Below are 25,831 nucleotides of genomic sequence, written 5' to 3'. Positions count from 1 at the left end.
AAAAGATGTCCCCCACACCCAATCACCTGCTCGACATGGACGGAGTCCTTGTGCGCGGGATGCAACCAATCAGCGGGTCGCCGGAATACATCACGTTGCTACGCGATCACGGCATTCCATTTATGGTATTTACAAACAACTCTCGCTTTGCCCCTGAGGTGCATGCCGAAAGGTTGTGTTCCGTGGGGTATTCCGTTGCTGCCGAGAATATTTATACCTCAGCGCTGGCAACGGCCCGGTTTTTAGACCTTCAAAAACCCGGTGCGACCGTTTTTGCTGTCGGGGATGATGGGCTACATCTCGCCCTTAAGGACAAGGGCTGTATTCTCACCGACAACGCGCCTGATTTTGTGGTGGTCGGAGAAAGTCTGGATTATACCTATTCCGATCTTGCGACAGCATCTAAGCTGGTGGCAGACGGGGCGCGGTTTATTGGCACTAACCCGGACGTGAGCGGGCCAGTTGAGGATGGCCAGCACCCTGCCTGCGGCTCTGCTTGCGCGCTGATCCAGGCGTCAACGGGAAAGATGCCCTATTATCTGGGAAAACCAAACCCTTTCATGATGCGCGGCGCGCTGAACCGTTTGGGCGTCCGTGCTTCGGATGCGATCATGGTCGGAGATCGAATGGACACGGATGTGCTAGCCGGTTTGGAACTGGGCCTGAAAACCGCTCTGGTGCTGACCGGAAGCTCTGACCGGTCCACGATCGGGCAACACCCCTATCGCCCCGATCTGGTTCTCGACCGTCTACACGACCTCGCCGGGCACTTCGGATTGGGTTGAGCCTTGTTCAGTCACAAGGTCACGGCAGGATGCCAGAGTGATCCCGCCTTCGTCTAGGTCATCCACCACAACATCAGCAGCTGAAAAATTCTCACCGCCAGTATAGGTTGATTTGGTTACAACACATTTGGCACCGGCGGCCTTGGCTGCGCGCAGCCCTATATTGCTGTCCTCGACCACGACACACGCCGACGGATCGACACCAAGTGTCCTAGCTCCCAGAAGATATATTGCAGGGTCTGGTTTCTTGGCCGGCACCATGTCACCGGCAAAAACCCGGATTCGGGCTGCTGCGTCGCCGCCTATCAGTTTGTCGCGAATACCTTCGACCGCGCGTTCATTCGACGTTGAGCAAATGGCCACCGGCACCCCGTCTGCCAATGCCTCGTTGATCAACCTGGCAACGCCGGGGCGCAGGGTCATCGCGCCGCTGTCGATCAGATCCATGAATGCATCCGTTTTGCAGCGATGCGCATCTCGGATAAAGGTGTCCGCGTCTGGGACATCCGGCCAACCGACCCGGTCAAAGTGGTGTCGCATCCTCTCTTTACCACCGGCAATATCCAGCAACTCGGCATAGTATGCGACCGACCAATCTGCTTCCAACCCCAGGGTGGCAAAGGCCCGATTGAACGCAACGCGGTGTCCGTCCCGTTCTGTATCCACCAAAACGCCATCACAATCGAACAAGAGCGCCTCAAGCTTGCTCATGCCGCCACCTCTTGAGGTGCGTTGAAAAGCGTCAGGAAGGGGCGCAGGCTGTCACTCATCTGACGGTGTTGCTCTTGTATATATGAGAGCGGCTCAGAGGGTTTTGGGGACCGGCTGGCAACGGATACAAACCCGTTGATGAAGTCGCGCTTGTGCATCGTTGACAGGTTGACCTTGGCGCAGCCTCGCGCGATGCAAGCGCGAAACTGGTCGTTGCTCAGCCCCGTACCGCCATGCAATGCAATGGGCAGATTTGTCCCCTTTGAAACACGTTCCAACAGGTCATAGGCTATGTTTGGCTCGCCTTTGTAAAACCCGTGAGCCGTGCCAATCGCCGGAGCGAAAACACCCATTTCCGGCATGGCACGTGCAAACGCAAGACACTCGGCGTAATCTGCCAGCCGCGCGTCGTCATCGTCCACGATCTTGTCATCCTCGACCCCGCCAATCGCGCCAATTTCGCATTCCAGATCGACGCCAGCCGCCTGTGTACGAGCATAAATTGCTGTGGAACGGTCAAGGTTTTCCTGAAACGGCAGGCTTGAGCCGTCAAACATTACCGCAGTCCAACCTGCATCAATACAGGTATCTATGACGTCTTCGTCTGTGCAGTGATCCAGGTGAAGCGCCACGTCGACATCTGCGTCTGCCGCCAGAACCTTGACCCAGCTTGCCACCGGTTTCGCGCCCCAATGGCGCACAGTCTTGACCGAGACCTGCGCAATCACGGGAACACTCAGCGATTGGGCGCAGTCGATCACGGCGCGGATTGAGTTGAAGTCAATGATGTTCACAGCGGCAACAGCGCGCCGCTGCCCAAGCGCGGATCGCAACATTGGGCCCATTCGTGTCAATGGCATTTCTTCACTCCGTCAGGCTTCGGTTAATCGCAGCACCAGCAGCCATCAGGGCACTGGTCTGCTCGTAAAGTGGTTCGAAAACGTCCCGGTAATAGCGGTCATAAAGATCGGAATTTTCAGGGATCGGCTGATAGGTTTTTCGGATCGTGACCATTTCCTGCGCCGCATCACGGCAGGTTTCGAAGAGGCCAACGCCTACCGCAGCAGCGATCCCTGCCCCTAGTGCTGTGGCTTCGGGTGTGTCTGGCACTTCGACGGGCACACGGAAAATGTCAGAGAATGCCTGGTTCCAATGATCACAGACGGCCGAACCGCCATACATCCGCACTGCATCCACCTTGGTTCCCGTGCCCTTCTCCATAAGCCCGGCCTGGCGACGGCACTCGTAAGCCAACCCTTCAATGATGCCACGCACGATCTGCGGGCGGCCATGCTCGGTGTGCAGTCCAAAAACTACACCCCGCGCGTCAAGATCCCAAAACGGCCCGTTCGCGCCTTGGAAAAATGGCAGCACCACAACCCCGTGATTGCCAACGGGACTTTCTGCGGCCAGACCATAAATCCTGTCCCATAGGTTTTCACCCGCCTCGTCGGCGGCAGCCACATCAGCTGCACCCAGATTGGAGCGGTACCAATTCATAAGCGCCGAACCACCGGACGGGATATAGTTCTCGGCAACATAGTCACCTGTCGGCGAAACCTCGATCATGTAGTCCTCGGTATCGCGGGCTGGCAGCCCCTCGACCACAAATTCGTTGGTACAGGATGTTCCACCATTGATACCGATCTGGCCGGGATCGGTCACACCAGCGCCCAGAATACCGCAGGGTTGATCCCCCGCCGTGGTTATAACCGGCAGCCCCTCGGGCAGTCCGGTCTCGGCAGCAGCGGTAGCAGTCACGCGCCCGGCCTCGGCACAGCCCGGCAGGATGGTGTCGATCCAGATATCCCGCCGCACACCCATCGCGTCGATAACGTCATACGCCCAAGTATGGCGGTCGGTAATGTCCAACGCCCCGGTCATCGTCGCTGCACCCGAAAGCGTGACCAATTGGTCCGTCAGTTTGTGGATCAAGTAATCCTGCACGAGCACCAGCTTGTGGGTTTTCTCGTAGACCTCGGGCTCGTTCCGCTTGAGCCATAACGCCTTGTAAAGCGTCCATTGTCCCGGTGAATAACCTGTTCGGTCGAACACTTTCGCGCCGCCAATCGTCTTGCGTGCAAAATCAGCCTCGGCGCCACATCGGATGTCGTTCCAAAGGATCGCAGGGCGCAGCGGCGTCATGTCAGTGTCTACAGGAACAAAGGTAAATCGCTGATGGGTGATGCCGATCCCAGCGATCCGATCGGACGCCACATCGGGATGGGCCATCACCTCGGCACAGCCTGCCTTGAACGCACCCCACCAGTCCAACGGGTCCTGTTCAGACCAACCTGGATTGGGTGTCGAAATCTCATACCCGTTCGCCGCCAGTGCCACGATACGACCTGTGCGGTCAAATACCACCACTTTGGTCGCGCTTGTCGAACTGTCGACGCCGATTATCAGGTCTTTCATCATGCGTGCGTGGTCCTGTGATCGTGGTCAGGTTACGGCAGAAACAGGTTCTTGACGGCTTGCAAACGCTCAAGCGAGGCAAAGGCTTCTTCGAATTCATCCAATGCATAGCGCCCTGAAATCAAAGGCGCGGTATTGACCGACCCGCCAGCCAAGAGCTGGATCGCGGTTTCCCAGCTCGTCCAACTACTGGAATAGCTTGTGTTGATCTCGATGCATTTGTGGATGGCCTTGGACCAGGGAACAGATATCTCTTCGGCCGCAGTCAGGCCAATCGCGCAGATGCGCCCGTCGCGGCGCACCAGATCAAAGGCTTGCGCGATTGCAACCGGAGCGCCGCTGGCCTCGATTACAAGATCCGCACCACCTTCAGTGCGTTCTGCAACATAGTCGACCAAATTCGTCTGCTGCACGCTAATTGCATCGTCCATGCCCATCGCTCGCGCGACACGCAAGCGCACATCCAGATCCTGATCGGTTCCGGTAACGACCACTGTCCCTGCCCCGCCAGCCTTGGCAGCCGCCGCTGCCAACAAACCGATGGCACCGCAACCCTGCACAACGACAAAGTCGCCCGGTTCAACACGAGCCCGCTCTAGAACCGCTTTTACACATACTGCCAGAGGTTCGGCCAACGCAGCCGTTTCGAAATCGAGGCTGTCCGGAATACGGTGCAATGACCCGACGGGTAGTGCGACATACTCAGCCATCGAGCCGTCGATTTTATAGCCGATCGCCCTTTTGTTGGCGCAGATCTCGACCATGCCGGTCTTGCAGTACCGGCAAACCCCACACCCACCTTTATGTGGCTGAGCGACAAGGCGATCGCCGACCGCCCATCCTTCCACCCCTTCGCCAAGCTCAGCAATTTCCCCCGAGAATTCATGCCCCAGCGTTACCGGAGGATAGTTGTGAAACGTATCGTGCTTAATGTGCAGATCAGTGCCGCAAATACCTGCCGCGCGAATGCGGATCAGCGCCTCGCCCGGTTCAACCGCGGGCACGTCATAGTCCAGCAATGACAGATTACCCGGACCTGCCGCGGTTTTCACCAACGCCTTCATATGTGTCTTGTTGCGGCTTTGCACGTTCATTTCGTCAAATCTCCTGCGCGGCGTCACGCGTTTGCGGGCGGGCAACGATAACCAGCCAGATCCCGACCAGAAGCATCGCGCCTTTGATGATTTCGCGTTGGTAGTCTGGCCACCCCATTAGAGCCGCACCTGATGACAGGACGGCCAGGATCAGGATACCCACGAGCGTGCCCAGCACGTTGGCCTGCCCGGTTCGGATGGCCAGGCTACCCAAGAATACAGCCGTCAAGCCATCGATAAAGTAGCTGGTGCCAATCTGCGGTTGGCCAGATGAAAGCCCCGCAGCTAATAGGATACCAGCGACCGAGGCCATCAAGGACGAGAAGATAAACAACATCATGTTTAGTCTGCGTACATTTATGCCGGCTTCATGAACGGCCTCGAAATTGCCTTCCTGCGCATATATGTAGTGGCCGAATGTCAGCTTCTCCTGCACATACCAAGCCAGCGCAACCACCGCGATTGCGACCAACGTCACTGCGGGGAAAACCCCAAAATTGGTATCCATAAATGCGCCCAACGCGCCGGTGTCGTCTATTCGGAACGACGTACCGAGACCAATCGCCGCCGCGATGGACGATCCTAGCCCACCGGTAGCTATCGTCACGACCAGCGGTGCCAGTCCCAGAAACTGGATCAACACTCCGTTGATCAATCCCATGACCAATCCCGCAGAAAGACCGCAGGCTATTCCCGCGCCCCAGCCATAGCCGTTCTGCACCATCCACGCTGAAATCATGTTCGCAAGGGCCGCCGAAGCGACAAAGCTTACGTCAATCTGCCCTGTTGCAATGATCCAGGTTAGGCCAATCACCATGATAACCGAGATCGACGCCGCCTTTAGAATAGTCACCAAGTTCGACGCGCTGCCAATGGGTGGTCGAAGGGCATAAAAGATCAGGAACAACGCCACAAGGGCAATTACCAAGCCGTAAGTTTCAAGGAACCGACGCATGGGGTTTTCAGGGTGGAACTCGGTATCGGCCATCATTCTGCAGGTTCTCCTGCCGGTGTGGTTTTCGCCATGCCCGAAGGCGATGCAGTGGCGGTTCGGGCGCCAGCTCGCGACAGCGCGCGGCGTATTGCTCCGCCAGTTCGGCTGTCAAAAACGATCACGCCCAGGATCAAGACGGTCGAAACGACTGCGTTCGACCAGTAATAAGGCACACTGATCAAGGTAAATCCATTCAAAATCATAGATATCATTAGCGTCCCGGCAAAAGTCGGGATCACGCCAGGACGCTCGAACAGGGCTGCGCCCAACAGCACCGAGGCATAAGCGCTCATCAGAAAGCCATTACCCGCAATCGGCTCGGATCGACCGCCTTGTGCAATCACCAGCGTCGCGGCAAAGACCATCATCACCGCGCAGATCACAAAGGCGATCAGCACATAGGCTCGTACATTTATTCCCGAATACATCGCAGCAATGGCATTTTCGCCAGTGGCATAAAAACTGCGACCCCATCGCGAGAGATTCAGGATGGCAAAGGCGATGGCATAAACCGACAACAGAAAGATCGTGGAATAACTGATGCCCCAGATCTTACCATCATTGAGGTCGAGAATACCCGAAGTAAAAAACCCCCTGAAAATGTTGGTGCCGCCTGAGAAAAGGAATGCGCCGCCCGCCGCGATTGACCCGACTGCAACCGTGGTTACGATGTCAGGCATCCTGAGATAGCTAACTGCGAGCCCGTTAACCAAGCCGAAGACTGCGCACGCACCCATCGCGGCCAGGATAGCCAGCCGCAAATCTACATTCATTGCAATGAAATAGCCCGTGCACATGGCGCCAAAACTGATCACGCCGGGAAAGGACAGATCAAACTTGCGTACAACGATCACGAAGGTCAGCCCCAATCCAGCCAGCCCAGTGGCCGCAAGATGGCGCAGGATCGCGGTGATGTTGTCCGCAGAAAGGAAACGCGGCTCGTTCAGAAAAAAGAACAACGCGATGGCTGAGATCAGTGCAAAATACCCGATTACACGCAGTGTCATTGGCGAGATCTTCTTGTCGGATGTCACGCTCTTGCCTCCCCCATGACGCCCGCTACCAGCAGGTTGTCGCGCGTGCTGGACGGAAGCGGCTCAGTGACTGGGCGGCCTTTGTAAATCGCCATGACTCTATCGCTTAACCCGTGAACCTCGTCACAATCAGAGGAGATCACTATCACTGCGGCTTGTTTGGCAAGGTCGCGGATCAAGGTGTATATCTTGGCGCGCGCACCGATATCGACACCGATGGTCGGCTCGACAAAGATGTAGAGCTGCGCCTCGGTGAACAGCCCCTTTCCGATCACTACTTTTTGTTGATTGCCACCTGAAAAACTGCTTGCAGAAACCATGACGTTGGCCGGGGTCAGGTCCAGCCGTCCTGCCAGTTCCTCGGCTTTTTCGCGGTTGTGTTTGACCCGATTGAACCCGATCACGTTTGAGGAACGCTTGAGATTTGCCAGCGTTATGTTGAAGACCGAGTTTCGGTCCATCACGAGGCCCTGGCTGCGCCGATCCCCGGGTAGCAGGAATATCCCCTGCTTCAAGGCCATCCCGGGGGACTTGATTGCTATGTCTTTCCCATTCAGCCGGATTATCCCTTCATCCGGCCGTTTGACACCAAATAACGCATCCGACAGCTGATGGACCCCCGATCCGACAAGACCGAAGATGCCCAAGATCTCTCCCTTACGCGCTTTCAAGCACACATTCTTGAAATCCCGGGCCAACGACAGACCTTCCACCTCGATCACGACTTCCCCGTCGTCTTTCAGTTCATTTACTGATATGCGGTCAGGATAGAGATCATTCAGCGGTTGCCCCAGCATCAGCTCGGCCAGTGAAGCCCCGGTGCGCTTGGCCTCTTGGGCTTCCATGGTCAGGATACGCTCACCGTTTCGAAAAATGGTAAATCGGTCTGCGATCTGGAAAACCTCTTCCAGACGGTGAGTGATGTAGAGGATCGAAATCCCCTCACTTCGCAATGTACGCATCAACGAAAACAGCAATTCCTGTTCGTTTTCCGTGAGTGTGGACGTTGGTTCGTCCAGAAGAAGGATGCGGATATCATCGCGCGTCAGCGCATGGAGGATCGCCAGAACCTCTCGCTCAACAGCTGACAATTCGGACACTTTGCGAGACAGGTCGATGGACAATGGAAACCGAGCCAAGAGGGATTTGGCCTTTTCTCTCAACATCCTGCGGTCGATCTTGCGGAAAAGCCCCGGTTTGCCGGTTTCACGCCCCAACAGGATATTCTCGTACCCAGTCATCGAAAGAACAAGTTCAGGGTGCTGCTGTACGGCTGCAATCCCCGCTTGCTGCGCCGCCTTGGGATCACTCAGCACGACTTCGCGCCCGCCAACCTCGATACGCCCTGATGACGGCTCGTAAATCCCGGACAGGATTTTCGTCAAAGTGCTTTTTCCAGCACCATTCATGCCCAAAAGCGCGTGCACCTCGCCCGGAACAAGCTCAAAGTCCACGTTATTGAGTGCTTTGACGTGACCAAAATCCTTGCAGATTGCGGTCATTTTCAGAATTGGTTCGACCATACCCGCCTCATTTTGCGATTACCTGATGCGCGATCGCGCATCAGGATTTCATGTCGCGGACTCAGATTGCGCGGGTCCAGCCGAGCTCATCCGCGCGACCAGGGCGGTCGTAATCCGACGCTGAAGGACCAAGATCCTTAAGATCTTCAAAGTTGACTGCGTAGGTCGGCGTAATGACGAGACGTGGGATGTTGCGACCCGCCAAATACTCGTGTGCGTAGAGCGCATCGAGATAGGCCATCTCGTAAAAGCTTTGGGCACAGGTCATCTCAAACGCGGCACCCCCGGCAATGTAACTAAATGCCTGCTCACCACCATCAATGCCCGTCAGGAAGATGTTGTCACGGCCCGCGGCTCGTACCGCCAGCGACCCCTCGATGGCCGCGCCATCCCACGCGCACCATACAGCGTCGATGTTGTCATGTGCGGTCAGCATGTTTTCAACCGCCTGACGCGGCGTCGTGTTCACAAGGAAGTTGAAGGCCCATTTGGCCACAACGTTGATGCCGGGATATTTACGCAACGCATGTTCCATACCCAAAGTACGCTGGTCCCAGCTTTCGTTCGATGGCAGGGTAACGATTGCAATGTTGCCTTCGCCGCCCAGTTTTCTGGCAATGTATTCAGCAGTTACAAAGCCCATGCCAAAGTTGTTGGACAAGGCAGTTGTATGCACAGCCACGCCCGGAACCATGCTATCGCCACAGAACACCGGAATACCCGCGTCGATGGCGCGCTGCACTGACGGAGCAATCGCAGCAGCGTCGGAAGGCGTGATAAACAGCGAATCCGGCTTCGATGCAATTATCGAGTCGATTTGGTCTGACTGTTTCTTGGGGTCGAACCCGGCATCGGTGATCGATAACTCGCCCCCAAGCTCGCTCACGGCATCCTTATAACCCTGCAGAAGGGCCGCGCCGCTATCGAAAGCGGTCCAACCTAAGGCGGCTGCAAACTTGTAACCAGACGCAGCCGCAGGTCTGACACCGCCAGTATAAGCCAACACGGCCGCCGCCGCCCCCGCAGAAAGCACCTGACGGCGAGACATTGCGAAACCGCTTGGGGCTTCGGTGATTTTTTTGATTTCGTCGGACATTGATTCCTCCCTGTAAGCGCCAAAAAGACACTGCCAAAAAGCCAGGACAACCAAAGCTCCTCCACCTTAGGCCCCCGACGACTTGAAGCGTAATGAAACCATTTCACCGGTCAAGAAGAAAATTTTCGCCGTGAATAAAAATTGTGAAAAAAATTTGCACACAATGAGAAAACTAGTCTCTCATATGGCACTATTTTTCTATGCTCCAGCTCTTCATTTGTATATTTTCAAACGTTTTTGACCAAACTCCTGACCTGGATTTCAACGGAATGAAGTCAACCGGTCAAAGTGAAAGAAACTTTCCTCTCTTGCTGCAGCCCGTAGAGTCTTTCCGTCTTACTGGTTATCTTTCTTTTCGGGGCATCCCATGATTCCGTTCTGCCTAGATCCCTTCTACCAAGCGTGGATTGGTCGCAACAAAAGCAGCCTAAAGGTCATCGGGACCATCTTCTGCCAGGCAAGACGTCGTTCGTCCGGGCGCGCAAGTTGCTCATGTAACGGCTCCGTTTTCGGAGCTGTGAAACACGCTGTGCGCTCGAAATCTATGTCGCCAGCGACTAAAACGTGAATTCGTCCGTAGTGGCAAAGGTCATCTGTTCTGGGCTCAGGTAGTAACCATGTGCCAGGAATTCAGCACCTGAAATGATGTCCTGATAGTCGACATTGGCGCCTAGGTCATGTCGGCAAATGGCGAAGCCAAAGTCGGATGGACGTTACGTCGATGAATCTTTGGAAGCTCTCTGCGATCTTGTCGTAGCGGGTTGCACCACGCCGAGCGTTCTTGAGCTTGGTGAAGCAGCGCTCGACCCGATTTCCCAGTCGGTAAAGTGAACGGTCGACACCAACGCGCATCTTTCTGGTTTTGCGCATGGGTATCTGGGTCATCAGATCGCGATCATTGATCCTCTAACAACACGCGCAGCTGAGGCAGATTGCCCTCCATGACCAAATCGAAACCACGATAGTCAGAAGTCCGACCCGGTATGATCTCGGTCCTCATAGGCAAGCTGTGTGCGTTTACGAGAAGGTGGAACTTGGTGGTGAAGCCACCTCTTGAACGACCAAAAGCCTGTCGCAGAGTCCTTCGGACGTTCAGGTTCGCAACTCATCCACTGAATGAATTACGGCCACCCTTAATCCTTTTTGCACCCGCTGCCTGATGATCGGCGCGGATTGAACAGGTTCAACCAGAGAACATCTGGACGATAGGTCAGTCGGATTCACCGCAAGATGACGACCTATTTCCTTTGAAGAGTGACACTCAAACTGAATGTAAATGAGTTGCCCGCCAGTCCTTTTGGTGCAGGCGGGAACTTACCGGCGCGCTGAACTGCCGCCAGCGCTGCCTGGTCCAGCGTAGGATTCCCTGACGACTGGACGACATTGACACCTAAAAGCCGGCCGTTGCCGCCAATCGATATTCTCAAACTGACTTTTCCAGAATCTCTTTCACCGCGCGGATAACGTTTGGCCCGCTCAATCCGCGACCGAATTTTGGATCCCCAGATTGCCTGAAGCTTGGCCTGCTGCCCCCTTGATACGGTTGTTGTTTGCGCTGCACCGGAATTGCCAGCTTGGGCACTACCCCCCGTTCCGGCAGCTTTTTGGGCTGCACGTCCTGCGCTGGCTTTCTCGGCCTTTCTTTTTTCTTCAACCTGCTGTTCTTTTTGCTTTTCGGCTCGTTGTTGTGGGCGCTCGGTCGGCCTCGGCGACGACGTCGGAGCAATGTCTGATGGTTCCAGCTCGGGGGGTTCGCTTACCGGCTTTGGTTCTTGCGTAGGGCTTTTCTCAACTTCGGAAGGGCGTTTGACTGGTTTGGGCGGAGGTTGCTGGACGTCAAGGTTCAGCTCATCAGATTCAAGCGCTGGCAAAGCCGCGACTTTCAGATCAGCACGCGGGGCTTCGCTTAGTTGAATCCTGGGTGTTTGTGGTGTTTTTATCGGTTCGGGTGCAATCAGTGTTTCAATGGGTTCAGGTGTTCGGGCAGCAGGGCGCTCCCACTTTTCGACCATTTCTATCACCGCCGGAGAAGCCGCTTCGATCGAGACAATAGCCTCACCCCCGACGCCGCCGGCTTCCACACCGTCATTTGATTGCAGGCCAAACAGCACAACATGAATGGCAAGTGCCAGCGCAGAAAAGACGGCAGCTTCTGTCCAGCGTCTCATTTCGCTTGCACCACCAACTCGACACGCGCCAGTCCTGCGGCAGCAAGCTGCTTCAGAATTCCTGCGAGAACGGTCGCTTTAAGGTTAGCGTCGGCCCGAACCTGAATCACATCTGACGCATCGCTTTGCGCGGCTATGGCTGCTATTGCGCCTTCTCCCTCGGCTCCATCGAAAGACAGGCGTCCATCTGTGCCAACAAACAAAATCGTTTCGGCTTCGACTTCGGCTTGGGTGGCGGCTTCCGGCGGGGTGATCTCAAATGGCTCTGGGCGCGAGAGTTGCGACGTCATCAAAAAGAAAATCAACAACAGAAAAACAACGTTGATCATCGGCACAATGGATTCCGAACGCTGTTTTTTGACCGGCTCACTCAGATCCATCAAGGTCACTCCACCAATACCAATGAGGTGAACCCAGCGGCCCGCAACTGCTCGGTGACAGCGACGACACTTTGCAAGGTCGCATCGCCTTGTCCGCGCAGGATAATCATGTCAGTTGGCTGATCAATCAACGGGCGTAGTGCATCAGGCAAATCTGCAACCGGTTGACCGTTCAACAAAACGCCATCCGGCAAAATAACCACCATCCTTGGCGGCCCGTCATAGGTTCCGTCCCCCGATGAGGCGAGTGGCAGGGGCATCATCACCTCAACGCCAAAGCGGGACGCCAACATGAAAAACACCAGCAACAGAAAAACCACATCGATCATTGGGGTCAGACTAGGCTTGCGCCGGGGTCGAGCGGGTTGGGTAAGATTCATGTGTTACTCAGCCGCCAGCTTCATTCTGTCCGGACCAGCTGCTACAAAAATCCGTGCGGCGTTGTCTTCGATATCCCTGCGCATACGCTCAATTACCGCTTCGAACCAAGTCAGCGCTGCGGATGCTGGTATTGCAACCGCCATGCCGGCGGCGGTGGTCAGCAACGCCTCCCAGATGCCTCCGGCAAGCAATGCCGGATCAGCTTTGGAGCCTGCAGCCTGCAGCGCCTGAAACGCGGCAATCATACCAAGCACAGTGCCTAACAATCCGAGCAACGGCGCAATTGTCGAAATCAGTTCAAGTGCACCCAAACCAACCCGTGCCGACGCTAACTCGCGCTTTGCAACACGTGCAGTTTCTTCCCGAACGCTGTCTTCGGGCAGGCTTTGGAAACTCCTTAACGTCGTTTCGACAACCCGGGACCGAATTCCGCGGCGTCCTTCCACGAACCCCATGGCTTTCTTTCCATCGCCGTTTTCAAAGGCTTCCACCGCATCAACCGCCTTGCCGTGAGACCACGCGCCAACGAGTGCCAGTCGCCAGATTTTCCACAAGATAAGCGCAAGCGTGACCACTGACAGGGCAGAGATTGCCCAAATCGCTGGCCCGCCATTCTGAAGAAACGTCATCGCACGGCTTGCCGCCAATTCAGAGTCGGAAACCGGATCAACATTCTGCGGTTCTTGAGCGCCTTGCGCCGCCGCCCCCGCGAGGGCATCACTGTCTTGAGTGACAAGGACGTCTCCGGAGTTCAAAGCTGGAGGCAGCTCTAACACTGGCGCTTCAGGCTGCGACAGTGTTTGTGGCGGCGAAACAGGCGTTTCCTGGGCAAATGCAGCGCTTGCGCACGAAACCAAAACTACAACCAGAACGCGTGCAAGTGTTGCGTTATTCATAGCGTGCCCTGCCTCTCTTTTTCCTCAAGTGTGTTGAGTGTGTTTGCGCCATTGAGCAAATCACCGTTTTCACGACACACGTATGGTGACCACTGTTGATCTAGCTCGTCAGATACCAGACTGGCTCAATCGGCTGGGGTTGCGATATTCAAACTGACTATTCTTGTCAAGAATTAGAAATAGGCTTTCGACACGATTGGCAGCTGCAGTGTAAACATCCAAATTTACAGTGCTCATTGACCCCCGCGGCACGTGTTTTTAAGGCAGTGCTGGTTCAGCCTTGATACCGACCTCGCGCTAAATCGAAACGCTTACGATGGCATATCTGCGTCCAGGCGATCAAAACCTCGGTGCGACCCAGAGCGAAGGAAGAGTTGCAAATTCAGCTTCCCACAGCATGTAGTGAGTTGAGAATTCCATATTGATTTCATAAAGATACTTCCGATTTATACATCGCGAAAATCTGCAGTTGCTTCTTCCTCAAATGCCTGATTTTTGAAACCTATTTGGGACAGTGATCGAAAGCTTGACCGAAATCAAAACCGACACGCTTATTGTTTACTAAAACTGTCGAGAAAGGAGACTCCATGCTCAAAACCTCTTACTTCGCTGTTGTCGGTTTGTGTTGTGTTTTTACCGCTGCAATCGCCCTGTCCGATACTTTGGACAATCCCCCAAAGAATATTGAAGAGCTTGGTGAGCGTCTGTTTTTCGATGTAAACCTTTCGATGAACAGAACTCAGGCCTGCGCAACCTGCCATGACCCCGAGTTTGGATTTGCCGACCCACGAGGCATGGCTTCGCTTGGCGCTGACGGAGTTTCGCTCGGGGATCGCAACGCTCCTACGGCCGGGTACGCAGCGTTTATTCCTCAACTTCACAAGAACTCGGAAGGAGAGTGGGTTGGAGGGCGGTTTCTGGATGGGCGCGCACCAACCTTAGAAGACCAAGCGGGTGGCCCACCGCTCAATCCAATTGAGATGGGGATGCCGTCCAAAAAGGCCGTTGTGGCGCGGCTGCTTGAAGATCCGGTTTACACCGAAGCCTTTTCCACCTTGTTCGGTTCTGACGTTCTTGACTATGCTGACACAGGATACGCTGCGATGACACAGGCCATTGCCGCCTTTGAACGTACACCAGAATTCAGCCCCTTCGATTCAAAATACGATAAGTACCTGCGCGGTGAGGTTGAGTTGACAAAAGAAGAAGAGTTGGGCCGCGTGCTGTTCTTTTCCGAACAATTCACAAACTGCAACCAATGCCACCAGTTGTCCCGCAGTGCTATCGACCCTCGCGAGACCTTTTCCGACCATCGTTACCACAACATTGGCACGCCCGAAAACCATGCATTGCGAAAACTGAATGGTGTCGCAACAGGCACTGTGGACGAAGGCCTTGTCGCAAATGAAGCGGTGGGGGGCGATCAGGCGCAGCGCGGCAAGTTTCGCACGCCGACGCTGCGCAATGTCGCTGTCACCGGGCCTTACATGCACAACGGCGTTTTTCAGGATCTGCGGACAGTTGTTCTGTTCTACAATATCTACAACACAAGATCTGATGCGCGTCGGATCAACCCCGAGACAGGCGTCAATTTCGGCCCAACACCAGTGCCTGAAACCCTTGCCGTCACAGAACTTACACACGGTCCCGCACTTGACGATCAACGAATTGATGCGCTTGTCGCTTTTCTGAAAACTCTGACCGACGAGCGCTATGAGCACCTATTGGAGGATTGACGAGCTGCAACCCCAAGCAACCTATGCCCAAAAGTTGGTGAAGCCTGATCAGGCGGCAGTTTGAGTTTGTTTGATGCTGTCCACGTGGGCAATTCCCTGCGTGTGCTCAGGCATACGGTTTGATCCCGTCATTTAGAGCATGTGCTACCAAAACGACGCTCAGCCTGACGGTCGGGATCAAGTTTGCAATATGTGTAGACGCTTAGAACGCAAGAGGTAACTGGCACGGCCTTTTGCATCGATTCTGGTACTGACACGTGTTTGACCTATTGCACAGCCTTTTGCACGTGCTGCTAGCCCGTGCCTGACGACACACAGTTGCCCGACCGCGAATTTTTGCTGTTTGCCAAGTTGATTGGTGGAGTGGCGCAGAGATGGTTCACGCAGCGATCGTCCATAGAAGGTGCACTGGCGTTGTTCTGGTGCGGCCTGGTACGTTGCTTGGGCAGCGTGTCGGCAGCGGAGCAGTTCGTCGATCTGGTGGATATTGTGATCTGCGATCTGGACCAATACCCATGTTAGCCTGACATGTCGGTCAACACAGTTAAGCTTGGCTGTTTCGATCAGGATTTAAGCAATGGTTATGGCTTTGCAACTTCCTTCGAAGCATAAGAACATCCCGACGGGTATTGCCATTTGTGGCAGCCCCAATGGTCAAATGTTTGCAACAGAACCGTTTTGTGAGGATCAGGCCTGACTTTGACAATCCCGTCAAAAACGCAAAGGCTTATCCGGTGAAAAACACCGATATTGACGGTCTTTATGAGTTTCTTGATTGGAACTTAAACCTGCACTTTCCGCCACCGCGCACAATGCACTCGCTATGTTCAACGCTGCATCCGGAAAGAGAGCCAAGCAATGCGAGATCCATCGAACATACTTCCGGATGCTCCTCAGCAACATCGTGAAACACGCAATGGTGGGCAACAATCTGCGGTGGGGCGCCCGGCGTCGTCCCATCAGGCTCCACAATCGTTTCATATCCAAGGGATTTCATTATGTCAGATATCTTTGCAACCCTGTCCGCAGTGGACATTGCAGCGAGGTCTTCACTTACACCTTCCGCTAGGGAGTGGCCCAGACTTTCAAGAAAGGTTGTGAGTTTTTCTTCTCCGAGGTCTTGCTTTACCGCTCCTATCAGCAATGTCGCAATAAGTGAGTATGATTGAGTGAAGGTCGCCTGTCCTTCGCGAGTAAGGCGATAGGTCTGGCCGGGCCGGCCTCTGGTTTTCTCAATTTCATGACGAGCGATCAGACCATCACGTTCAAGAGTTTTGACATGCTGGTACGTGGCGTTTCGCGAAATGCCCAAGCTTTGCGAAATCGTATCGATGTTCACACCCTCCGGAGCATAAAGCAGCGTCTTCAGGATTTCAGTCTGACTTGATCCAAGCATTGTCCGTGTACCCGTGTTCTTCCGCTTGCATATAGAGCCGTTTTCCAGTTGACGCAACTTTGTAATGTTTTTAATTAACAAAGTGTATGATTCGCGAGGTAAGGATGACCAAACCCACAAACATCACGCTGCCCCCAAGCAAAGAACAGGCTATGGAGGCAGTCAAAACACTGCTGAACTGGGCTGGTGACGATCACACCCGACCAGGATTGCAGGATACGCCACGACGGGTGGTCGATGCGTATCGCGAATGGTTTTCCGGCTATCTTGAGTCCCCGGAAGAGTATCTTGGCAGAACCTTCGAAGACATCGAAGGTTATCAGGACATCGTTCTGGTCAGAGACATCCCCTTCACCAGCTTTTGCGAGCATCACTTGGCGCCAATTATCGGCACCGCGCACGTGGCCTACCTGCCCTCAGACCGGGTGGTCGGACTGTCGAAACTTGCCCGCCTCGTCGGTACTTTTGCGCGCCGTTTGCAAGTCCAGGAGCGGATGACGGCTCAGATTGCGTCAACTCTGCAGCAAGTGCTGATCCCTCAGGGCGTGGCCGTGTTGGTCAAAGCCGAGCACCAGTGCATGTCGACGCGCGGCGTTCACGTCCACGGAACTGAAACCATCACCACGGAATTGACTGGCGTATTTCGTGATGACCAACAAGCGCGACACCGCTTCTTCGAACTTCTTAATCACTAACCAACTGGGAGAAACCAATATGAAACCCAACCGCTTGATTTGCTGCCTCGCCGCAGGTGCCATCGCCACTTGTGCTGCAGCCCAAGAAGGCATGAATGATCTTGAAATCGCACATTCTGCCTACATCGCGGGCGTGATCGACATCCGATATGCGCATCTGGCGGCAGCATGGACGGAAAACCCAACCGTGCTTGAATTCGCAACGACCATGCTGCGCGATCACTCCGCGGTGAACGAAGCTGCTGTGAAATTGCTTACTGAATTGGATGTAGCGCCTCAGGACAACGACCTGTCAAAGGCACTTCTTGAAGGTGCGGCAGCTAAACGACAAGAACTGGTCGGTTTGTCAGGACATGCATTTGACTGTGCTTATGCAACCAATGAACTGGCCTATCATCGACTGGTGAATGCCACGGTGAAGGATAGCTTCATTCCAGCGGTAACTGTAGAGCCGCTTGGGGAATTGCTGAAAGATGCGCTGGCCACTTTCCAGCAGCATGAGAAACATGCTGAAGTGATGGTGGAGTCGCTGCAATGCGAAAGCTGAACAACACCATGAATCGGCGTGTGTTCGGCACGATGCTTGGCGCGCATCTTGGCATTCTTGCAACCGGTGCAAGCGCTGACACTCGATCTCAGAGCAAGGTTTTACAAACCCATACTGTCACGATCAGACGGTTCAAGTTCATACCTGAGCATCTTGAGATCCAAACTGGGGATATCGTTGAATGGGTGAATGAGGATATTGCGCCCCATACAGCCACCGAGCAGAACGTTGTCTGGGACACCGGCAAGCTGGAAAAGTCAGAATCGGCGCAGATCGTATTCCAAGCTGCCGAGCGCTTTGATTACATCTGTACCTACCACCCTCATATGAAGGGCACGGTGACAGTTTCCGCATAACGTCTGTCTTCAAACGCAACCAATCCAAAACGGCCAAGATCATCAAGTGATGTAGCCCCTCGGCAGTGTCGAGCGGCCCAATTGGCTTGGACCAAAACCACGGAGAACTCCTATGAAATTCGTTGCACTCGCCTCAGCCTTCCTCGCCCTGAGTCTGGCGGCAAATTCAGCCCATGCAGATGGTCACGCCACTGCGCCTGTCTCAGAGGTCAATGGCATTCTCGTCGATGAGAATGGGATGAGCCTCTATACTTTCGATCCTGATACACCCACCTCTTCTGCCTGCAACGGCGGATGCGCTGAGGCGTGGCCCCCTCTCATCGCGCCAGATGACGCTGATGAGCTTGGCAAGTTCACTGCGATCTTGCGCGACGATGGTACACGGCAATGGGCTTACGATGGCAAGCCCCTTTACCGGTGGGTCAGCGATGAAAACCCAGGCGACATAACAGGTGATGGTGTCAACGACGTTTGGCACCTTGCGCGCCCTTAAACGCCGCCTGCACCGATGCTCCTGAGGCTTTAGTTGCTAAAGCAATACCGTCGCTAACCAATCCACTCCGCAGGTATCTTTCATGACATATGCACTTGTCACTTTCCTCGTGACCGTCGTTGGTGGTCTCGTTCTGGCAGCTTCTGTGCTTCGAGGAAAGTTTGCTCCTTGGGCTCTGTCGCTGATACATGCGGCGCTTGGCGCCTTGGGGCTGTTTCTTATTGCAACACACATCTTACTATGAGGCGCGGCTTGGCAATTGTTCTTGGCCAGTTTGCTCGGACACATTGAGGACAACACCATTCGCACCTGGTTGCCGGTCTGGGTGCTGTTGTTGGACTTGATTTCAGTTACGACCCTCGAAGTCGGCGGTGCACTGGGAGGCGAGCTTGTTCACAAACCAGGTGTTACTTTGAGATCGTACTCAGGACAGCAGAATTACGCTCGACCGGATACCTCTTGGGATCTTCAAAAACCCAGCCTGATCAAAGGCCCGCTCGTAAGATATACACCGCGCCCCAGCCTCGTTTCGAAATCCAACTGAATCAAAACGGAAAACGGAAACAAACCCATGAAACAAACCACTACATTCATTGCAATTACTTCATTGCTGATACTCGCATCACAGGCGAATGCGCATGTTTCCCTGGCAGAACCCGAAGTTGTACAGGGGGAAACCGCGCGTCTGACGCTGCGCATTCCCCACGGCTGCGGAGACGAGGCAACCTTGCGTGTCCGTGTACAGATCCCAGAGGGACTAATCGCAGCTCAGCCGATGGTCAAAGCTGGATGGACACTTGAAACAGTGATCGGCGAGTACCAGAACAGTTACGAATATTATGGTAGCACCGTCTCGGAAGGCGTGCAGGAAATCATATGGTCGGGAGAGCTTCTTGACGCTTACTATGATGAATTTGTATTCCGCGCCTGGATCAGCGATCATGTAACTGCAGGCGAAACTCTCTATATTCCCGCGATTCAGGAATGCGCGAATAGCGAGCGACACTGGATCGAAATCCCTGAGGCTGGCCAAGACGGTCATGATCTTGATACTCCCGCACCAGGTGTTTTGGTTGTACCAGCAAGTGTTGATGGCGGTCACAGCCACTGACAGGCCAATGGTAAATCGGACCAGGTCAACACCAGCCTTCCAGAAGTTGTAATGAAGTGCGTTCGGTGTCTCAGTTCGTTTTGTGACCCGACTTTTTTGGTGGCCTGCTGAATGCGGAATGCTACTGGAATCCTACGTTGACGACCGCTTTCTGTGCGCAGCCGCCTTCGCACGGTTGCCGCAGACCTCCATGCTGCACCACCGCCGTTTGTGGTTTTTGCTGACATCTCGGAAAATCAAGGTACAGCCCTCACCTTCGCAGTTTTTTACATGCGTGAAGTCCGCGTCGGCAATCAACTCAGCGCAAGCAGCGGCAATGCGCGGCAACAGATCATCCGGGGACTCTAAATGGTGCTCAACACTAAGCTGGAAGCCACTAACGCCTGTCTCACTCGGTGACAATCTCAACGACTGGCATCCCCTTTGCATCAAGCAATTCAGTCGTTCAAGCATCGGATGATCGGACGACACGATATTTGTTTCGCTGGCGCTGCTGACGAATGTCCGAAATTCTTCTCTGAATTCGCGGATTTCCTCGGCGGCCAAGCCTAGTCCGGAACGATGCGAAGCATGACGTAGGTGCGAAATCTCTTCCTCGCGCAACAGACCGGATTGAACAAGCCAATCGAGCAGATCCGTTCCAGTCGCGAGCCACTCGTACTCAACTGCTCTGGGCGACGCAATTGAGTTCACAAAGTCTAACGCAATGCTGTCCCCAATGAAAAAAGGTGCAGGTCGAACATCGGCCATTGTTTAAAAACCTTTCTGTTCGTGACGTATATCTCTGAAGATTCAGGTCTTTTACTATCTAACATGGATTTAAAAGTTGCTTTTCCTGTTGCTTGCACAATTTCTTGTGATTTGCCAGAGAGCGACCGCGGCATCATACAGTAACTATCTAAAACTTACTTATAAGGTTACTCAAGATGCGCACGAATAAAAGTGCTTTTCCTGTCGCAAGTGCTGTAGCGCTCTTACTATGCAGTGCGTCGGTTTCAGCGGGAAATGGGCAAGGCGATGAACTCAAGTACAAGTCCGTGGATGTTGGCTCGGTTTCCGTCTTCTATCGCGAGGCAGGGCCAAAAACTGCACCCGTGATATTGCTCCTTCACGGGTTCCCATCCTCCTCGCATATGTACCGGGACTTAATCCCGCAATTGTCAGAGAACTACCGCGTCATCGCGCCCGACTACCCGGGTTTTGGACAATCTTCAGCCCCGGATGCAGATGAGTATGACTATGATTTTGCAACTTTGTCGGCGACCATTCGAGAGTTTACGAAAACCCTCGGCCTGACCAGCTACACTCTATTCATGCAAGATTACGGCGGCCCTGTTGGGTTTCGACTAGCCCAAGCCGATCCAGAGAAAATCGAAGGGCTGATCATCCAGAACGCAACTATCCATGCACAAGGATGGAACCCGGATATCGTCGGAAAATTCGCACCCTTCTGGGCTGACAGAACCCCTGAAACCGAAGCCCCAGTGCGCGACTTTCTCACACCCGAAACCACCAAGTGGCAATACACCCAAGGCGCCGATCTGACACACCGCATCAATCCGGACGCCTGGGTGCACGATCAGGCTGGGCTGGACCGGCCAGGTAACCAGGAAATTCAGTTGGAATACCTGTGGAATTATCAAGACAACGTTGCCCAATACCCAGCCTGGCAGACCTACCTGGCGGAAAGCCAGCCGGACACGCTTGTTGTCTGGGGGCGTAATGATCCCTTCTTTCCGATGGACGGTGTCGAAGCTCTTCAGGAGCTGCTGCCAGACGCAAAGGTGCACCTGTACGACGCCGGGCATTTCGCCCTCGAAACCCATTCAGAAGAGATAGGCGATGCAGTTCGCCGTTTCATGGCCCGGTAACACGCGCCTTAACTCAGGAGACAAATAAAATGACCAAAGTCCTTCATATCGTCGCCTCCCCCCGGGGAGAGGCCTCTCAGTCAACGAAACTGGCGGAGGCTTATTTAGAAGCCGCGACTGAAGCAGACCCGGCACTGACCGTGGACACGCTGAATCTGTGGACCGAAAACTTGCCGGAATTTGACGGGGACAAAGCTGCGGCAAAAATGACGTTTTTTGGTGTTGGCGAGATGGATGCACATAAAGCATCCGTATGGGATCAGGTCGTAAGTATCACTTCCCGTTTCACCGACGCGGATGAATACGTGATTTCCGTCCCGATGTGGAACGGAGGCGTGCCTTACAAACTGAAACAGTACATCGATATAATCACACAACCCGGACTGCTGTTCGGGTTCGACCCCGAGGCCGGTTATTCCGGCCTGCTCGAAGGCAAACGCGCGCGTGTTTTCTACACTTCGGGGGTTTGGGCGCCCGGGGCTCATGAGAAATACGGCAAGGATTACCATTCAGAATACTTGTCCTGGTGGCTGGACTTTATCGGCGTCAAAGAAATTGACGATGTCCGGTTCCAGCCATCGCTTCTTACGTCAGACCCGGAGGGCGGCCAGATGGCTGCCGTTAGGTCCGCGAAGAATCTGGCGCATGAACCAGCCTGACCGGAACCAAATTTCGCACACAGATGCGCCTGTTGCCCTTGGCCTGCAGCAGGCGCCGCGCCAATCCAACCGAAAGGAAGAGCCATGCCCCTGGTAACTGTAAAAGTTTTCAAGGACGAACTCAGTCAAGATCAATCAAAGGAGATGATCGAAAAAATCACCTCGACCGTTCTGGACGTGACAAGCGAGAAACTGCGCGACGCAACATGGGTGGTGATTGAAGAAGTCGGGAATGGCCATTGGGGCGTTGGCGGCAATGCGCTGAGTCTTAGTGACGTGAAAGCCATGATCGCCGGTTGACTTAAACACTGTTGTTCGGAGCCAAAAAATGCGAAATCTGAAAAAAACCTACGGTGGCTGGGCGCTGATCACCGGTGCTTCATCGGGCATTGGAAAGGAAATGGCCCGCCAGCTCGCAAGGCAGAAATTTAACCTGATCCTGGTCGCGCGGCGCGAGGATGCCCTTGAGGAACTCTCGCAAGATCTGATTTTAGCTCATGGGATTCATACGCGGGTCATCTCGCTGGACCTCGCGCAGGAGGGTGCGGTTCAGGAGCTGCACGCACGCACCAGTGGCATTGATATCGGACTGCTGATCGCCAGCGCTGGTATCGATGAAATGGGTCCGTTCCTCGACAAGGACTATGCTGCTTTGCGCAAGATGCTGCGTCTGAACATAGATGCCCCAAGCGAACTTGCCCATTTGTTTGGCCGCGACATGGCTGCCCGACAGACCAAAGCGCAAAAAAAATCTGGTATAATTCTGGTGTCCAGCCTGTTTGCATATCAGGGAATTCCGAACTTTGCGGTTTATGCAGCTTCCAAAGCCTATGTCCTGACCTTGGGCGAAGCACTGACTGCCGAGATGAAGGCTGCGAAAATCGACGTCCTGACGTTGTCACCGGGCCTAACGGACACGCCATTTGCGGCAGGCCTGAAGATGAACACGACACTGCTTCCCATGATACCGCAACATCCCAGAAGCGCGGCGCGCACCGGATTGCGCAACCTGGGGCGTAAAATGAGCGTTGTCTCAGGTGTTCTGAACAAGTTCTACGCTTGGGAAAACCGCCTTATTCCGCGTTCGTGGCCGGTTCACTTGTTCGGTTTTCTGATTGGAAACGCGATGAGGTCTTATCAACGACGTAAAGCAAAATCGAACAAGGCAGGAAATGCGCGCGCCTAGCATAGGCCACCTAACAGGAAAGGATGTTCAATATGAAAGATGAAATGACGCAAGCTGCGCATTTTCCGCTGCTCGAAAAAGAAACAGCGCCGAAAGACTCTGTTGAATGGCTGGAGAAAGCCGAAGCGAATTTCGGCATGATACCCAATGTCGAGAAAGTGATGGCACTCAGCCCTCAATTGTTGGCCGGGTATACTTTTATGTGGGATGGGTTCAATACGACGAGCCTGGACACACAAGAGCGACAGGTCGTCTATTTAACTGCCAACTACGAGAATGAATGCAACTACTGTGTGCCCTGGCACACTATTCTGGCTGAGCAGGCCGGATTGAAATCATGCGACATTGACGCCTTACGAGGTGGTGGAAAGCTCTCCAACCCCAAACAAAACGCGCTCAGTGACTTCACCCGCCTTCTGATTGCCAATCGCGGCAAGGTGTCCCGAATGCAGTTGCAGGCCTTTTTTGATGCAGGCTATACCCCCCAGCAGGCACTTGAAGTGATACTGGCTTTGGCGGTCAAACTTATCAGCAACTACACCAACTCCATCGCAGGAACTCCGTTGGATCCCGAAGCCCAGAGCAAATACTGGGAAAAACCGCTGATAAACTAGCGGCGCTCACCGCGCTCTACTTAAAATCGTAAAACCCTGCAGCGTCCGCAGTTTAATTTTGGCCGCAGGAGTCGACGCGCGCCCTCGTAAGCCCAGTACAAAAACACCCGGGCTTTGCGGGGGCGTACCTCAACGGGTGCGGAACGAAACCCAAACCGGCAGCGGGTGGGGTTCGAAGGCGTTGGATGAACAACTGACTGTGAGATGAGATGCGATTTCTATTTGTTTACAGTCCAACTGACTTTGAAGAAGCATTGCCTGATGAACTGTCCGGCGGTAATGCGGCCGGATCAGCCCCATATACTTTAACCTTAAAGCCGGGAGCCACACCAACCCTAGTCGCAATCACCGACAATGATGATCTTTTCGAAGAAGAAGACAATGAAGAACAGTTTTTAACAAACGATGTCGATATAGACGGTATTGTTTTTCCTGCCGGCACTTCGATAGTTACAGCTTACGATCTGATAAACGACACGACCGGTCATCAGGTGACCAGCCTACACTTCAACATGGCTGGACGGTTAACGGGTCCGGTCGACGGTGTAATTTCAACTATACCGCTGGAGCCAGGTCAAACCTATACTTTTGACCGAGCGCAAACCTCCGCAAGTAACCCCACCCCTTTCCAGGAATTCGTCACCTGTTTCGTTTCCGGGACACGCATACTGACACAGCGCGGGTTGCAACCGGTAGAGTGTCTTGTTCCAGGAGACGAACTAAAAACGCGGGACAGGGGTTTCCAACCTATTCGAAAGGTTGTTCATAGACATGTGCGCGCAGTCGAACTGCAAGCGAGTCTCGATTTGGTTCCTGTTCGAATTGCACGTGGAGCCTTGGGGCAAGGCTTGCCAAGCCGAGCGTTGATGGTTTCCCCTCAGCATCGGTTCCTGGCCAACTCACTGATCGTGAAGCGCATGTTCGGAGAGGATGAAGTGCTTGTGGCCGCGAAAAAGCTTACGACGTTGCCCGGAATTGAAATTGCGACTGAAACTCAAGACGTTGACTACTACCATTTTCTGCTGGACCGACACGAAATCATCTTCGCCGAGGGAGCGCCGACAGAGAGCCTCTATTTCGGTCCAATGGCACTCTCCGCGGTATCACCAGAAGCCCTTAAGGAGATTTACACACTATTTCCGGAACTCAAAAAATCGGGTCTCGTACCGAAATCAGCAAGGTCGATTCCATCTCCAAGACAACAAAAACGTTTGATCGAACGGCATGACCGAAACAAGAAGGCGCTTTTACACCTTCGTACGAGTTAATGACCGGTTAACTAGGAGAAAAAGAAGTTGGTTGCCTTTATGGCTCGTTTCATGAACGTTTGAGAGGCTTCGCCTCTATCCCGAGCTTTTCGAAACTGGCGTTGATCTTTGCAGCCTTGAGATGGGCCAATTCAAAACCGGTGAGGCGACACTGCGGCGCCGGATCGCCCTCCAATTGCACATTCCTAACCCACTCGATGACATTGGCCGTTCGGTTATGAAACCGGGCCCCAAATGTCCTCAGCGATAGGCGGAGCGCCCGGGGTAAGCATTGTCGAGATTTGCGTCCTCGTCCTTGCGCATAGCCAGGTTGTGAGATTGCCGATTGCAAACGGGTCAAGGTCTCCCATCAGGTCGATTGCGTGCACGTGCGGATAAACAGGTAGGCTTCATCTCTGAAAGCTGGTTTCAGATGGCCA

The 25,831-nt window shown here is 54.1% G+C and carries 28 protein-coding genes and 1 pseudogene; 13 read left to right on the top strand and 16 right to left on the bottom strand.

Annotated elements, in window-relative coordinates:
- Positions 1–5: 5 nt before the first annotated feature.
- Positions 6–785 carry an HAD-IIA family hydrolase gene (locus ACXAET_RS15955; RefSeq protein WP_475187395.1) on the top strand — a complete coding sequence of 260 codons (780 nt, stop codon included), beginning with the start codon at positions 6–8 and terminating at the stop codon, positions 783–785.
- On the opposite strand, the gene ACXAET_RS15950 is transcribed toward ACXAET_RS15955, so the two are convergent.
- The 13 genes and pseudogenes from ACXAET_RS15950 to ACXAET_RS15890 all read right to left on the bottom strand — a co-directional run bounded on the left by ACXAET_RS15950 (position 750) and on the right by ACXAET_RS15890 (position 13,480).
- Complete coding sequence (locus ACXAET_RS15950) at positions 750–1,496, bottom strand: HAD-IA family hydrolase (RefSeq protein WP_475187393.1); 747 nt, start codon at positions 1,494–1,496, stop codon at positions 750–752. The genes ACXAET_RS15955 and ACXAET_RS15950 overlap by 36 nt on opposite strands.
- Positions 1,493–2,356, bottom strand: coding sequence for a class II fructose-bisphosphate aldolase (locus ACXAET_RS15945; protein ID WP_475187391.1), 864 nt, complete (start codon positions 2,354–2,356; stop codon positions 1,493–1,495). Before ACXAET_RS15945 ends, ACXAET_RS15950 begins: the two co-directional genes overlap by 4 nt.
- Before the next feature lie 4 nt (positions 2,357–2,360).
- A complete protein-coding gene (locus ACXAET_RS15940) occupies positions 2,361–3,917 on the bottom strand; it encodes a xylulokinase (RefSeq protein WP_475187390.1) in 1,557 nt (518 codons plus the stop codon).
- Between the two features lie 29 nt (positions 3,918–3,946).
- On the bottom strand, positions 3,947–5,008 hold the full coding sequence (locus ACXAET_RS15935; RefSeq protein ID WP_475187389.1) for a zinc-dependent alcohol dehydrogenase: 1,062 nt from the start codon (positions 5,006–5,008) through the stop codon (positions 3,947–3,949).
- A 4-nt stretch (positions 5,009–5,012) separates the two neighbouring features.
- Positions 5,013–5,999, bottom strand: a complete 987-nt coding sequence (locus ACXAET_RS15930; protein ID WP_475187387.1) for an ABC transporter permease — start codon at positions 5,997–5,999, stop codon at positions 5,013–5,015.
- Entirely contained in the window at positions 5,996–7,009 is a 1,014-nt protein-coding gene (locus tag ACXAET_RS15925; protein ID WP_475187386.1) for an ABC transporter permease, read from the bottom strand. Before ACXAET_RS15925 ends, ACXAET_RS15930 begins: the two co-directional genes overlap by 4 nt.
- A gap of 23 nt (positions 7,010–7,032) precedes the next feature.
- Positions 7,033–8,559 (bottom strand): sugar ABC transporter ATP-binding protein, encoded by a 1,527-nt coding sequence (locus ACXAET_RS15920; RefSeq protein ID WP_475187385.1) that lies wholly within the window; start codon positions 8,557–8,559, stop codon positions 7,033–7,035.
- Between the two features lie 61 nt (positions 8,560–8,620).
- Positions 8,621–9,655 (bottom strand): sugar ABC transporter substrate-binding protein, encoded by a 1,035-nt coding sequence (locus ACXAET_RS15915; protein ID WP_475187384.1) that lies wholly within the window; start codon positions 9,653–9,655, stop codon positions 8,621–8,623.
- A gap of 675 nt (positions 9,656–10,330) precedes the next feature.
- Positions 10,331–10,742: pseudogene (locus ACXAET_RS15910) on the bottom strand (transposase family protein); the annotation flags it as partial.
- Positions 10,743–10,893: 151 nt separating this feature from the next.
- The gene (gene tolA, locus ACXAET_RS15905; protein ID WP_475187383.1) at positions 10,894–11,766 is read right to left on the bottom strand and encodes a cell envelope integrity protein TolA; all 873 of its coding nucleotides are present in this window, start codon (positions 11,764–11,766) and stop codon (positions 10,894–10,896) included.
- A 53-nt stretch (positions 11,767–11,819) separates the two neighbouring features.
- Positions 11,820–12,203: an ExbD/TolR family protein gene (locus ACXAET_RS15900; RefSeq protein ID WP_475187381.1), complete on the bottom strand. Its 384-nt coding sequence runs from the start codon at positions 12,201–12,203 to the stop codon at positions 11,820–11,822.
- 5 nt (positions 12,204–12,208) lie between these two features.
- The gene (locus tag ACXAET_RS15895; protein ID WP_475187380.1) at positions 12,209–12,583 is read right to left on the bottom strand and encodes an ExbD/TolR family protein; all 375 of its coding nucleotides are present in this window, start codon (positions 12,581–12,583) and stop codon (positions 12,209–12,211) included.
- Between the two features lie 3 nt (positions 12,584–12,586).
- Positions 12,587–13,480, bottom strand: a complete 894-nt coding sequence (locus ACXAET_RS15890) for a MotA/TolQ/ExbB proton channel family protein (RefSeq protein ID WP_475187379.1) — start codon at positions 13,478–13,480, stop codon at positions 12,587–12,589.
- A gap of 587 nt (positions 13,481–14,067) precedes the next feature.
- Here ACXAET_RS15890 and ACXAET_RS15885 point away from each other — a divergent pair.
- Complete coding sequence (locus ACXAET_RS15885) at positions 14,068–15,216, top strand: cytochrome-c peroxidase (RefSeq protein ID WP_475187378.1); 1,149 nt, start codon at positions 14,068–14,070, stop codon at positions 15,214–15,216.
- Between the two features lie 177 nt (positions 15,217–15,393).
- Here the strand turns inward: ACXAET_RS15885 and ACXAET_RS15880 are convergent, their stop codons facing one another.
- Both ACXAET_RS15880 and ACXAET_RS15875 read right to left on the bottom strand, forming a co-directional pair.
- Positions 15,394–15,780, bottom strand: a complete 387-nt coding sequence (locus tag ACXAET_RS15880; protein WP_475188395.1) for a transposase domain-containing protein — start codon at positions 15,778–15,780, stop codon at positions 15,394–15,396.
- Positions 15,781–15,976: 196 nt separating this feature from the next.
- Entirely contained in the window at positions 15,977–16,612 is a 636-nt protein-coding gene (locus ACXAET_RS15875; RefSeq protein WP_475187377.1) for a helix-turn-helix transcriptional regulator, read from the bottom strand.
- Positions 16,613–16,716: 104 nt separating this feature from the next.
- Here ACXAET_RS15875 and folE point away from each other — a divergent pair, with 104 nt between their 5' ends.
- The 5 genes from folE (at position 16,717) to ACXAET_RS15850 (ending at position 19,814) form a co-directional block, all read left to right on the top strand.
- Complete coding sequence (folE, locus tag ACXAET_RS15870; protein WP_475187375.1) at positions 16,717–17,307, top strand: GTP cyclohydrolase I FolE; 591 nt, start codon at positions 16,717–16,719, stop codon at positions 17,305–17,307.
- Positions 17,261–17,854, top strand: a complete 594-nt coding sequence (locus tag ACXAET_RS15865) for a DUF4142 domain-containing protein (protein WP_475187374.1) — start codon at positions 17,261–17,263, stop codon at positions 17,852–17,854. Before folE ends, ACXAET_RS15865 begins: the two co-directional genes overlap by 47 nt.
- Positions 17,842–18,210: a cupredoxin domain-containing protein gene (locus tag ACXAET_RS15860; RefSeq protein ID WP_475187373.1), complete on the top strand. Its 369-nt coding sequence runs from the start codon at positions 17,842–17,844 to the stop codon at positions 18,208–18,210. The genes ACXAET_RS15865 and ACXAET_RS15860 overlap by 13 nt, the downstream gene beginning before the upstream one ends.
- Positions 18,211–18,322: 112 nt before the next feature.
- On the top strand, positions 18,323–18,703 hold the full coding sequence (locus ACXAET_RS15855; protein WP_475187371.1) for a COG4315 family predicted lipoprotein: 381 nt from the start codon (positions 18,323–18,325) through the stop codon (positions 18,701–18,703).
- 571 nt (positions 18,704–19,274) lie between these two features.
- The gene (locus ACXAET_RS15850; protein WP_475187370.1) at positions 19,275–19,814 is read left to right on the top strand and encodes a YcnI family copper-binding membrane protein; all 540 of its coding nucleotides are present in this window, start codon (positions 19,275–19,277) and stop codon (positions 19,812–19,814) included.
- Between the two features lie 132 nt (positions 19,815–19,946).
- On the opposite strand, the gene ACXAET_RS15845 is transcribed toward ACXAET_RS15850, so the two are convergent.
- Positions 19,947–20,564 (bottom strand): CGNR zinc finger domain-containing protein, encoded by a 618-nt coding sequence (locus ACXAET_RS15845; RefSeq protein ID WP_475187369.1) that lies wholly within the window; start codon positions 20,562–20,564, stop codon positions 19,947–19,949.
- 176 nt (positions 20,565–20,740) lie between these two features.
- On the opposite strand from ACXAET_RS15845, the gene ACXAET_RS15840 reads away from it, so the two are divergent.
- The 6 genes from ACXAET_RS15840 to ACXAET_RS15815 all read left to right on the top strand — a co-directional run bounded on the left by ACXAET_RS15840 (position 20,741) and on the right by ACXAET_RS15815 (position 25,412).
- On the top strand, positions 20,741–21,685 hold the full coding sequence (locus ACXAET_RS15840) for an alpha/beta fold hydrolase (protein ID WP_475187368.1): 945 nt from the start codon (positions 20,741–20,743) through the stop codon (positions 21,683–21,685).
- A 29-nt stretch (positions 21,686–21,714) separates the two neighbouring features.
- Complete coding sequence (locus ACXAET_RS15835; RefSeq protein WP_475187367.1) at positions 21,715–22,344, top strand: FMN-dependent NADH-azoreductase; 630 nt, start codon at positions 21,715–21,717, stop codon at positions 22,342–22,344.
- A gap of 84 nt (positions 22,345–22,428) precedes the next feature.
- Positions 22,429–22,644 (top strand): tautomerase family protein, encoded by a 216-nt coding sequence (locus ACXAET_RS15830; protein WP_475187366.1) that lies wholly within the window; start codon positions 22,429–22,431, stop codon positions 22,642–22,644.
- Positions 22,645–22,672: 28 nt separating this feature from the next.
- Positions 22,673–23,530, top strand: coding sequence for an SDR family NAD(P)-dependent oxidoreductase (locus tag ACXAET_RS15825; RefSeq protein WP_475187364.1), 858 nt, complete (start codon positions 22,673–22,675; stop codon positions 23,528–23,530).
- A gap of 32 nt (positions 23,531–23,562) precedes the next feature.
- Positions 23,563–24,144, top strand: a complete 582-nt coding sequence (locus tag ACXAET_RS15820; RefSeq protein WP_475187363.1) for a carboxymuconolactone decarboxylase family protein — start codon at positions 23,563–23,565, stop codon at positions 24,142–24,144.
- A 209-nt stretch (positions 24,145–24,353) separates the two neighbouring features.
- Positions 24,354–25,412 carry a Hint domain-containing protein gene (locus ACXAET_RS15815; RefSeq protein ID WP_475187362.1) on the top strand — a complete coding sequence of 353 codons (1,059 nt, stop codon included), beginning with the start codon at positions 24,354–24,356 and terminating at the stop codon, positions 25,410–25,412.
- Positions 25,413–25,831 lie beyond the last annotated feature (419 nt).

The organism is Ruegeria sp. AWH4_226 (genome assembly GCF_056159225.1).
Note: the sequence above shows the minus strand (reverse complement) of the source record. Positions and strands in the feature narration are given on the sequence as shown.